General features: G+C 69.8%; 10 protein-coding genes. 2 read left to right on the top strand and 8 right to left on the bottom strand.

Annotated features, from left to right (window positions below; translation table 11 throughout):
* The coding region (locus G6021_RS07370; protein ID WP_277817926.1) for an NAD(P)-dependent oxidoreductase at window positions 1-471 on the bottom strand (471 nt) is incomplete at its 3' end.
* A gap of 134 nt (window positions 472-605) precedes the next feature.
* A complete protein-coding gene (mqo, locus tag G6021_RS07365) occupies window positions 606-2,102 on the bottom strand; it encodes a malate dehydrogenase (quinone) (RefSeq protein WP_347238519.1) in 1,497 nt (498 codons plus the stop codon).
* 132 nt (window positions 2,103-2,234) lie between these two features.
* Here mqo and G6021_RS07360 point away from each other — a divergent pair, with 132 nt between their 5' ends.
* The gene (locus G6021_RS07360; protein ID WP_259843962.1) at window positions 2,235-3,272 is read left to right on the top strand and encodes an alpha/beta hydrolase; all 1,038 of its coding nucleotides are present in this window, start codon (window positions 2,235-2,237) and stop codon (window positions 3,270-3,272) included.
* A 5-nt stretch (window positions 3,273-3,277) separates the two neighbouring features.
* On the top strand, window positions 3,278-4,678 hold the full coding sequence (mtr, locus tag G6021_RS07355) for a mycothione reductase (protein ID WP_182640972.1): 1,401 nt from the start codon (window positions 3,278-3,280) through the stop codon (window positions 4,676-4,678).
* A 19-nt stretch (window positions 4,679-4,697) separates the two neighbouring features.
* Here the strand turns inward: mtr and G6021_RS07350 are convergent, their stop codons facing one another.
* The 6 genes from G6021_RS07350 to G6021_RS07325 form a co-directional block, all read right to left on the bottom strand.
* Window positions 4,698-6,176, bottom strand: a complete 1,479-nt coding sequence (locus G6021_RS07350; RefSeq protein WP_182640971.1) for an NAD(P)/FAD-dependent oxidoreductase — start codon at window positions 6,174-6,176, stop codon at window positions 4,698-4,700.
* Between the two features lie 101 nt (window positions 6,177-6,277).
* A complete protein-coding gene (gene map, locus G6021_RS07345) occupies window positions 6,278-7,153 on the bottom strand; it encodes a type I methionyl aminopeptidase (protein WP_182640970.1) in 876 nt (291 codons plus the stop codon).
* Window positions 7,154-7,240: 87 nt separating this feature from the next.
* On the bottom strand, window positions 7,241-8,095 hold the full coding sequence (locus G6021_RS07340; RefSeq protein ID WP_182640969.1) for a GNAT family N-acetyltransferase: 855 nt from the start codon (window positions 8,093-8,095) through the stop codon (window positions 7,241-7,243).
* Between the two features lie 4 nt (window positions 8,096-8,099).
* Window positions 8,100-9,248, bottom strand: coding sequence for a flavodoxin-dependent (E)-4-hydroxy-3-methylbut-2-enyl-diphosphate synthase (gene ispG, locus G6021_RS07335; RefSeq protein ID WP_179525449.1), 1,149 nt, complete (start codon window positions 9,246-9,248; stop codon window positions 8,100-8,102).
* Between the two features lie 136 nt (window positions 9,249-9,384).
* A complete protein-coding gene (locus G6021_RS07330; protein WP_182609734.1) occupies window positions 9,385-10,602 on the bottom strand; it encodes a site-2 protease family protein in 1,218 nt (405 codons plus the stop codon).
* Window positions 10,603-10,608: 6 nt separating this feature from the next.
* On the bottom strand, window positions 10,609-11,449 hold an 841-nt coding region (locus G6021_RS07325; RefSeq protein WP_182640968.1), incomplete at its 5' end, for a 1-deoxy-D-xylulose-5-phosphate reductoisomerase.

The raw sequence follows: 11,449 nt of genomic DNA, 5'->3' as shown, positions 1-11,449 counted from the left end.
CGGCGCCTCGGCGCCGGCGTCGCTCAGAGCGCGGGCGACCACATCACGGGCCTCGGCGGTCCGTGCGCGGTCCCCGGTGAGCACCGCCACCACCATCTCGTCGCGGCGGACGACGGCGGGCGTCACCGCGGTGCCCGAGTTGACGGCGTCCGACCGCACGCAGAAGGTGCGATCCTGCTCGGCTTCGGCGGCGACCCTGGCGTTGACCAGGGAGTCCTTGGTGGCCGCCACCACGTACCAGGCGCCCTCCAGGTCGCCGGACCGGTACTCACGGGCCTCCCACCGGATGCGTCCGGAGTCGACCAGTCCCTGCAACGTGGGCGTGATCTCAGGACTCACCAGGTGGACGACGGCACCCGACTCGAGGAGCACCGGGATACGCCGCTGGGCCACCGATCCGCCGCCGATCACCACGACCCGACGGCCTTCGAGGTCCAAGCCGACGGGGTACGGGTTCACGGGCCGGATCATGCCGCCGATCCTATCCGCCGTCGGTGGCCGCGACCGCCTCGGCCCCGAGGCACTGTGATACGCGTCATCCCCCGGCCACAGCGACGCGGCGACCGGGGGATGAGGGTTCGTACGGGGCGGGGTCCGGCCCGCCGTCAGGCCCTCTGATCGAGCTTGAGGGTGCGGGTCGAGCGCTCGAACTGCTCGGCGAACAGGCCCTCTTCCGCGGCCAGGTCGCGACCGAGGGACGGGATCATCTCCTCGAGCGCGGGCTTCCAGTCCGCGAACCGGCTCGGGAAACAGCGCTGCAGCACATCGACCATCGCGTCGACGGCCGTGGACGCACCGGGGGACGCCCCCAGCAGACCCGCGATCGAGCCGTCTGCGGCGTTGACCACGGCGGTACCGAACTCGAGGGTCCCCCCGCGCCCGTTGGGCTTGATCACCTGGACACGTTGGCCGGCGACCACCTTCTCCCACTCGCCGTCCTGCGCGGACGGCACGAAGTCCCTGAGGGTCTCGACACGAGCGCCGTGATTCTTGGCGAGCTCGGTGATGAGGTACTTGACCAGGCCCATCTCGGTGAGCCCGATGTTGGCCATGGGCAGCAGATTGCCAGGACGGATGCTCGAGGGCAGGTCCATGAAGCTGCCCATCTTGAGGAACTTCGGGGTCCAGCCGGCGAACGGGCCGAAGAGCAGCCCCTTCTTGCCGTCGATGACGCGCGTGTCGAGGTGCGGAACCGACATCGGCGGCGCGCCGACCGACGCCTGGCTGTACACCTTGGCCTGGTGCTGGTCCACGAGGTCGGGGTTGGTGCAGCGCAGCCACTGGCCCCCCACGGGGAACCCGCCGATGCCCTTGATCTCCGGGATGCCCGACTTCTGCAGCAGGTGGAGGGCACCGCCGCCGGCACCGACGAAGACGAACTTCGCGTCGACCGTGCGCTCGTCACCTGTGTGGCGGTTGGCCACGGTCAGCCGCCAGGTGCCATCGGTGTTGCGCTCGAGGTCCTTGACCTGGTTCTGGTAGTGGACCTCGGTGCCCGTCCGGGTGAGGTACTTGACGAACTGTCGGGTGAGTGCCCCGAAGTTGACGTCGGTGCCGTTCTCGAAGTGACTGAGGGCGAACGGCTGCTCGGCGGACCGGCCACGAGCCATGAGCGGGACCAGCCGCTCGAGTTCTCCGAAGTCCGTGGTGTGGCCCATCCCGGGGAACAGGGGGTGGCCGGCGAGCCTGTCGTACCGCTTCCGCAGGTACTCCTGTCCGTCCTTCCCGGCGACGAAACTCATGTGCGGGACCGGGCGGATCCACTCCGTCGGGTCGCCGAGGATGGTGTTCTCCACGGCATAGGACCAGAACTGCCGCGAGACCTGGAACTTCTCGTTGACGCTCACGGCCTTGGTGATGTCCACGTCACCGTCGGCGGTCTTGGGCGAGTAGTTGAGCTCGCAGAGTGCGGAGTGGCCGGTGCCGGCGTTGTTCCACGCGTCGGAGGACTCCAGCGCGGGGCCCTCGAGGCGCTCGAAGATCTCGATCTGCCAGTCGGGCTGGAGGCGACGCAGCAGAGCCCCGAGCGTCGCGCTCATGGTGCCCGCGCCGATGAGCGCCACATCAGTCGTTCCGTGCTTTGCCACCTGGTCTGCAGTCACCGGTTACCCTCGCTGTTTGGTCGTGGACCCGAATTGGAATCGACACGGGACCGTCCGGCGACCCCGCGTCCACCGGATCCCAAGACTACTCACCGGTCTGCCCCCGCGGCACACCGGACTAGGGTGGTCGTCGTGCCTCCGCCCTCCCCCGATGCCGTCGCCCCCACCGGATCCGGTGCGCAGTGGACCCCGGACCTGCTGGGCCCGTCCTACCGGCGTCTCGAGCTCCCACTCGGGACCGATCCGGACGGCGAGGGACCGATCTCGGCCACGCTCGTACGGCACGAGGACGCACCCGAGCGGCCCGTCGCCGCCCTGCTCGTGGTCCACGGTCTGTCCGACTACTTCTTCCACACCCATCTCGCCGAGTTCCTCGCCGGTCGCGGCATCGCGACCTACGGCGTGGACCTGCGCAAGTGTGGACGCTCCAGGCGGGACGGCCTGACGCCGCACTTCACCACCGACCTGAAGAGATACGACGACGAGCTGGACCGGTCACTGGCCGTGATCGCCGCCGAACACCCCGGACTCCCCGTCATCGTGGCCGCGCACTCCACCGGCGGACTGGTGGTACCGCTCTGGCTCGGGCGGCGCCGCGACCGGGGCTCGCTGGACCCCGTCGTGGGGCTGGTCCTGAACTCCCCCTGGTTCCAACTCGACGTCCCCGACCGCGCCCGACCCCTGTTGGACCCGGTCATCCGAACCCTGGGTTCCGCGAGGCCCTATTACCGGCTGCCCCTGAAGACCTCGGACCGGTACGTGGTGAGCACCCACATCGATCACGACGGGGATTTCCACTTCGACACCGCACTCAAGCCCCCGGGCGGGGTCGGGGTCCGGGCCGGATGGCTCGCGGCCGTCCGCCGGGCGCAGAAGGCTCTCCAGTCCGGGGTCCACCTTCCGCTCCCCGTGCTCCTGCTGAGGTCGACGGCGTCGTCCGTCGGCGCTCGCGGCGCGGGCGGTGTGCTCGACGTCGACACCGACCTGATCCTGGATGTCCGATCGATGGAGCGATTCGCCGACCGGGTCTCGGACCGGGTCACGGACATCCCCGTCGACGGCGCCCGACACGACGTGTTCCTCTCCCGCGCGGATGTGCTCGAGGTGGTCTTCCGGCACCTCGGCGACTGGCTGGACCAGATCCTCGCACCCCACACCAAGGAGTCCTGACGACCATGACCCAGACCCCCTCCCGGCACTTCGACCTCATCGTGATCGGCACCGGAAGCGGAAACTCGCTGATCGACGAGTCGTTCGCCGACAAGTCCGTGGCGATCTGCGAGAAGGGCTCCTTCGGCGGGACGTGCCTCAACGTGGGCTGCATCCCCACCAAGATGTTCGTCTACGCCGCGGACACCGCCGTGTCCGTCGCGCACTCGAGCACGTATGGGATCGACTCGACTCTCAACGGCGTCCGCTGGCCCGACATCGTCTCCCGGGTGTTCGACCGCCGGATCGACCCCATCGCCTCCAGCGGCGAGGACTACCGGCGCACACGGTGCGACAACGTGACCGTGTACGACGGTCACGCGACCTTCGTGGGTCCGCGCACCATCGACACGGGGACCGGGGAGATCATCACGGCCGACTCCGTGGTGATCGCCGCAGGCGCCCGCCCCTCGATCCCCGGGATCGTCGTCGACGCCGGCGTCGACTTCTACACCAGCGACGACGTCATGCGGATCCCCGAGCTACCCAGGTCGATGGTGATCCAGGGCTCCGGCTTCATCGCCTGTGAGTTCGCCCACGTGTTCTCGGCTCTCGGCGTGGAGGTGACCGTGATCGGCCGCTCGGACGTCCTGCTCAAGCACGTGGACCGGGAACTGGCCGAACGGTTCACCGACCAGGCCAGGCGGAGGTGGGACGTCCGCCTCGGCCAGCAGATCACCACGATGACCGCGACCGGCGAGGACCGGCGCGGGGTCGAGATCACCTTCGAGGACGGTTCGACCTGCTCCGGCGACGCGCTCCTGGTGGCGACGGGCCGCACCCCCAACGGCGACCTGCTCGGCCTCGACACCGCCGGCGTGGCGATGGACGGGGAGCTGGTCCGGGTCGACGAGTACGGCCGCACCACGGCCGACGGCGTGTGGGCCCTCGGCGACGTGAGCTCCCCCTACCAGCTCAAGCACGTCGCCAACCACGAGCAGCGGGTGGTCGGGCACAACCTGCGGCACCCTGACGACCTCCACCCCGTCAATCACCGGTTGGTGCCCTACGCCGTGTTCACCTGGCCGCAGATCGCCTCGGTCGGACTGACCGAGGCCGAGGCCCGGGAGGCCGGATACGACGTCACGGTCAAGGTCCAGGATCACGGGGACGTGGCCTACGGCTGGGCCATGGAGGATTCGGTCGGGTGCTGCAAGCTCATCGCGGACCGCACGACGGGGTTGCTCGTCGGCGCCCACATCATGGGTGCCCACTCGCCCTCCCTCATCCAGATCCTCATCCAGGCCATGGAGTTCGAGATCACCGTCCCCGAACTCGCGCGTCGCCAGTACTGGATCCACCCTGCGATGGCCGAGGTTGTCGAGAACGCCCTGCTCGGACTGGATTTCCCGGACCGGGGCTTCTGACCCGCCGCCCCGGCGGGCCTCAGCCGACGACGAAGTCCGCCGGGTCGACCGACCTCACCTGGCGTCGGTATCGGAACGTGAAGGTGGGCCACAGCGTCGAGTTCCGGCCCCGTGAGTCGATGTACCAGCTCGAACATCCGCCGTCGTTCCACACGGTGCCGGCGAGTTCGCGGTCCATCCGGTCGGAATACCGGTCGAGGGCCTCCTCCCGCACCTCCACGGTCCCCCGATCCGCTCGTCTCGACAACTCGAGCAGCCTCAGCACGTGCTCGGCCTGTGATTCGAGCATGTAGACGATCGACGAGTGCCCGAGGCTGGTGTTGGGCCCGAACATCAGGAAGAGGTTGGGGAACGCGGCGACCGTCACGCCGTTGTGCGCGCGGGGGCTGCCGTCCCAGTGTGCTGCGAGGGTCCGGCCGTCGGAACCGGTGACGACCCGCGCGATGGGCGGCTCGGTGGGCTGGAACCCGGTCCCGAAGATGATCACGTCGGCGGGGTGCTCTGCACCCCCGGAGTCGACGAGACCGCCCGGGGTCACCGAGGTCGCGGGTCCGGAGACCAGGGTGACGTCCCGCCGACACAGCGCCGGAAGCCATTGGCTGGTGAGCAGCACACGCTTACACCCGATCGAGAAATCCGGGGTGAGCACCGTCCGCATCCGCCGGCCCCGCACCTTGACCAACAGGTAGAACCGGGCGAACCACTCGAACAACCGGAGGAGGAACCGGGCCCGGGTGAATGCCAGGACGTAGAGCTCACGGCCCGCGTAGACCCGACCCCGGACGATCTTCTGCACGAACGGGACACGCCGGTACAGCGCGCGGCGACGCCGGGAGATGGAACGGTCGAACCGGGGCAGGATCCATCCGGGTGTCCGTTGGAAGACCGTGACGTGGTCGGCGGTCCCGGCGATCTCGGGCACGAACTGCACGGCGGAGGCGCCTGTGCCGACCACCGCGACCTTCTTGCCGGCGAGGGGGATGTCGTGGCGCCAGCGCGCGGAGTGGAACACCTCGCCGTCGAAACCCTCGAGGCCCGGGAGCGGGGGCACGGAGGGTGCGGAGAGCGCCCCCGTCGCGACGATGAGATGGCGGGCCAGGACCTGCCCACGGCTGGTGTCGACGTTCCACCGGGCGGTGTCGTCGCCCCACCGCGCGCGGGTGACCTCGCAGGAGGTGACGAGTCGATCGCGGAGGCCGATCCTGTCCGCCACCCCGACGAGGTAGGACTGGATCTCGCCCTGTCTGCCGAACGAGTGCGACCAGTCGGGGTGAGCGTGACCCGACAACGAGTACAGGGAGGTGGGCACGTCGCAGGCGCACCCCGGGTAGGTGTTGTCGCGCCAGGTCCCGCCGACCTCGTCGCCGGCCTCGACCACGAGGATGTCCCCGCCCCGTCCCTCCCGCAGGAGACGATCGGCCATCGCGATCCCCCCGAACCCGGCTCCGACGACGAGGATGTCGACGTGGTCCACAGGTCCGCGGGGAGTATCGAGCATGATTGACATTATGGCGCGAGATGTCCATGACTCACGGCCGCATCGGGACAATCGTTCGACTCGGGTCGTCGGGGAGCCCGATCCGACCCGGCGGCGAGGCCTCAGCCCCCGCTCGGCAGCGTCAACACCTCGTACCCCTCGTCGGTGACGAGCACGGTGTGTTCGAACTGTGCGGTCCACGCCTTGTCCGCGGTGGTGACGGTCCAGTCGTCATCCCAGATGTCGAACCCGGGACCGCCCAGCGAGATCATCGGCTCGACGGTCAACGTCATCCCGGGCTCGAGGACCTCGGTCCGTGACGGCTCGTCGTAGTGGAGCACCACCAGGCCGTTGTGGAAGGTGGGACCCACCCCGTGCCCGGTGAACTCCCGGACCACCGTGTAGTCGAACCTGCGCGCGTAGGACTCGATGACACGCCCGATCACGTTGATCTCCCGGCCGGGGCGGATGGCCTTGATCCCGCGGTTCATGGCCTCTCGCGTCCGTTCGACCAGGAGCCGGTTCTCCTCGGCGACCTCACCCGCCAGGAAGGTGGAGTTGGTGTCGCCGTGGACTCCGTCGATGTACGCGGTGACGTCGATGTTGACGATGTCCCCGTCGAGGATGACCGTGGTGTCGGGGATGCCGTGGCAGATCACCTCGTTGAGGGACACGCAGCTGGACTTGGGGAACGCCTTGTACCCCAGCGTCGACGGGTAGGCGCCGTGGTCGCACATGTACTCGTGGGCGATCCGGTCGATCTCGTCCGTCGTGACCCCGGGTGCCACGGCACGCCCCGCCTCGACGAGGGCGTCCGCCGCTATCGTGCACGCCCTGCGCATCGCCTCGATCACCTCGGGCGTCTGCACCCACGGCTCGCCGTTGGCCTCGTCGACCTTCTCGCGCCAGACGTACTCGGGCCGCGGGATCGACTCGGGAACCGTCCGGATCGGGGTGGGATCGCCGGGGATGAGGGGCTGACGGGTTGAGGTGGTCATGGCCTCAAGGATAGGTGCGTTCAGGGGCTCGCCGCCGACCCGGCCCCGACCGCGGGTCCCCGGGTGCCGCCACCGTGGCCCGGCGGGTCACATCAGGACGGTCGCGTAGTCGACCACGTCGACCATCCCGACCCGCCGGTACGCCGAGCGGGCCGCGGCGTTGGATCCGTTGACCACCAGGGACGGGGTCAGTCGACCGGCCTGGAGGGCGGCACACACCGCGGCGATGCCGCCGGTCCCGAGCCCCGCGCCCCTCCTGCCGGGCCGGACCCACACCCCCTGGATCTGCGCCGACCAAGGAGAGACTGCGGCGACGTCGGCCTTGAAGAACACCTCTCCGTCGTCGACCCCGATCCAGGTCCTCCCCCTCGCCAGGGAGCGCGCGACCCGGCGGCGGAACGGTATCCCCGACCCCACGGCGAACGGATCGGAGCCCAGCTCCTCGCGGTACATCGCCGCCGCGGCCGCGAGCACCTGCTCGAACTCGATCAGGGTCGCGGCCCGGATGTCGCCGAGCACGAGGGACCGGTCCACCGGGTGCCGCAGCGCCATGAGGTGCTGCGCCCCGCGGAGCTCCCTGGACGGCCCCCAGCAGGAGCCGAGGGCACCCCACAGCGCGGAGACCTGATCCCTCCGCCCGTGGACGGACATGGGGCCGAACCCCAGGCCCGCCACCGCGAGACCGAGCTCGTGGTGATCATGTGCGTCACCACGGAGTGGCAGCACCGAACTCCCCACGAACACCAGCGACCTCTCGGGGCCGCCCAGCGTGAGGAACCGCCCCTCCGGCCCGGGCACCGCGCCGGACGCGGCGAACTTCTCCGCCGCGGGACACGAGACCAGGGGGTCGGATTCGAGGACGCCGAGCAGCGCGCGGGCCTCCCCGGGGCCCACCCCGCGGCACCCGCCGGTCGCTGCCTCCGGCGCAGCCGTATCGGTCATCGGCCTATCGCGTGACCTTGACCTGGGGGCCCTGACCCGCTGCCGCCTCGCCGACGGGCTCGCCCATCTCCTCCGCGATCCGCATGGCCTCCTCGATGAGGGTCTCGACGATCATCGCCTCCGGCACGGTCTTGATGACCTCGCCCTTGACGAAGATCTGGCCCTTGCCGTTGCCCGAGGCCACGCCGAGATCGGCCTCGCGCGCCTCGCCGGGTCCGTTGACCACGCACCCCATGACGGCCACGCGCAGGGGGACGCTCATCCCCTCGAGGCCGGCGGTGACCTCGTCGGCGAGCTTGTAGACGTCCACCTGGGCACGACCGCACGACGGGCAGGAGACGATCTCGAGCTTGCGCGGGCGCAGACCCAGTGACTGCAGGATCTGCGAACCGACCTTGATCTCCTCCACCGGCGGCGCGGAGAGCGAGACCCTGATGGTGTCGCCGATCCCCTCCGACAGCAGGGCTCCGAACGCGACCGCGGACTTGATGGTGCCCTGGAACGCGGGCCCGGCCTCGGTGACTCCGAGGTGGAGCGGGTAGTCGCTCTTCGACGCGAGCTGACGGTAGGCCTCCACCATGATCACGGGGTCGTTGTGCTTGACCGAGATCTTGATGTCGCCGAAACCGTGTTCCTCGAACAGCGAGGCCTCCCACAGCGCGGATTCCACGAGCGCCTCCGGGGTGGCCTTGCCGTACTTGGCGAGCAGACGCGGATCGAGGGACCCGGCGTTGACGCCGATCCGGATGGGGATCCCCGCCGCACCGGCCGCCTTGGCCACCTCGGCGACCCGTCCGTCGAACTCCTTGATGTTGCCGGGGTTGACGCGTACCGCCGCGCACCCGGCGTCGATCGCCGCGAAGATGTACTTGGGCTGGAAGTGGATGTCCGCGATGACGGGGATCGGCGACTTGCGCGCGATGGTCTCAAGGGCGTCGGCGTCCTCCTGACGGGGGCACGCCACGCGGACGATGTCGCAGCCCGCCGCCGTGAGTTCGGCGATCTGTTGGAGCGTGGCGTTGACGTCGTGGGTCTTGGTGGTGGTCATGGACTGGACCGACACCGGATGATCGCTGCCCACACCGACCTGGCCCACGAACAGCTGCCGCGTCTTCCGGCGCGGCGCGAGGACCGGCGGTGGACCGTCTGGCATTCCCAGTCCGACGGGGATGGAGGAGGAGTCGTTCACAACAGGGCCTTCCGTAGGGGTCGCCAGCCGGGTGCTCGCGGATCCCGTCCGCCATTATCCGCGTTCCGGGGCGCGGGGGCGAGATCGGGAGTCCGGACGCTCATCCCGTCAGCAGTATGGGGTTGACGAAGTCCGCGGTGATGACGATCGCGGACACGCCCATCAACAGGACGAACACACCGATGGTGATCGGCGCGAGTTTCTCGTAGTCCGCCGGGCCGCCCGGTGCCAGCCCGCGGAGCCGCCGTAGCGCGTCGCGGATCTTCTCGTAGAACACCACCGCGATGTGGCCGCCGTCGAACGGGGTGAGCGGGACGAGGTTGAACGCCCCGAGGAACAGGTTCAGCCCCGCGAGGAAGAGCAGGAACAGCCACCACGCACCCTGCTCGGCCGCCTGGCCACCGATGTGGCTCGCACCCACCACGGAGACCGGCGAGTCATCGGCCCGTTCGGCGCCGAAGATCGACGCCGCCACCGCCGGGATCTTGGACGGGAACGAGATGAGTCCGTCGATCGTGGCCTCGATCATCTCCCCGGTGAACACGAAGGTCGCCGGGACCGCACCGAGCGCGTCGTAGGTGTTGACCGTCTGGTAGGCGGGGTCGGCGAGGATCTCCGGGGGGATGCCGTCCTCGGACAGTCGCACCCCCAGCGCACCCCTCTCCTGACCCGCGACGGAGGACGAGGTCAGGCTCGCCGTCGTCGTCACGGTCTCCCCCGCCCGGTCGAGCGTGACGGGGACCGTCTGGCCGGGACGCGCGGAGACCACCTCGGACAGATCGGACCAACTGCCCACGGGGAGGCCGTCGACGGAGGTGATCCGGTCGCCGGCGAGGATGCCGGCCTCACCCGCCGGGCCGACACCGACCCCACACCGGTCCGCACCGGCGCAGGTGTCGCCCACCACCGCCGCGACCCGGTCGGTCGGGATCGGTTGGACGTCACGGTTGACCAGCCCCCAGCCCACGGCGACCGTGTAGAAGAGCGCGATGGCCAGGACGATGTTCATGGCCGGGCCGGCCAACAGGACCGCCACCCGTTTCCACCACGCCTGACGCCACATCGCCCTGGGCTCGTCCTCCGGGGCCAACTCGTCGTACGCGGTCATCCCCGCGATATCGCAGAACCCACCCAGCGGGACCGCCTTGAGTCCGTACTCGATCCCGCCGCGGCGCACCGACCACAGTGTCGGACCGAAGCCGACGAAGAACCGACGGACCTTCATGCCCGACCACTGCGCCACCCGCATGTGTCCGTACTCGTGGAGCACGATCGACACCATGATCCCGAGTGCGAAGAGCACGATCCCGAGCACCATCACGACTCAGCCCTCCCGGTTCGCGACGAGCGTGGCGGCACGGCGCCGTGCCCACGACTCCGCCGCCGTCACGTCGTCCAGGTCGCGGGGATCGGACGACCACTCGTCCGCGGCCGCGACCGTCTCGGCCACCACGTCGACGATCTCGGTGAAGCCGATCCTCCCGTCGAGGAAGGCCGGCGCGGCCTCCTCGTTCGCGGCGTTGAACACCGCCGTGCGCAGCCCTCCCGCCGATCCGGCCGCGCGGGCGACGGAGATCGCCGGGAACGTCTGCTCGTCCACGGGCTCGAACGTCCAGGAGTGGGACCGGGAGAAGTCGAGAGGTGTCGTGGCCCCGGGGATCCGGTCCGGCCAGCCGAGGGCCAGCGCGATGGGCAGCTTCATCGACGGAGGAGACGCCTTGGCGATGGTGGCACCGTCGACGAAGGTCACGGCCGAGTGGACCACCGACTGGGGGTGGACGGTCACCTCGATCTTCTCGTACGGCACCCCGAACAACAGATGCGCCTCGATGAGCTCGAGCGCCTTGTTGACCAGGGTGGCCGAGTTCAGTGTGATCATCCGCCCCATCGCCCACGTGGGATGCCGCAACGCCTGCTCCGCGGTGACGTCCGCCAACTGCGCGCGCGTCCTGCCCCGGAACGGACCTCCGGACGCGGTCAGGACGAGGCCGGCGACCTCGTCCGCGGTGCCCGATCGCAGGCACTGCGCCATGGCCGAGTGTTCGGAGTCCACGGGCACCAACTGCCCCGGGGCGGCGGCGCCGGTCACCAGCGCACCACCGGCGACGAGCGACTCCTTGTTGGCCAACGCCAGGCGGGCGCCGGTCGCCAGCGCGGCGAGGGTG

The organism is Dietzia sp. CW19, assembly GCF_014145265.1.
Taxonomy (GTDB): Bacteria; Actinomycetota; Actinomycetes; order Mycobacteriales; family Mycobacteriaceae; genus Dietzia; species Dietzia natronolimnaea.
This window is presented reverse-complemented; position numbering and strand designations above follow the sequence as displayed.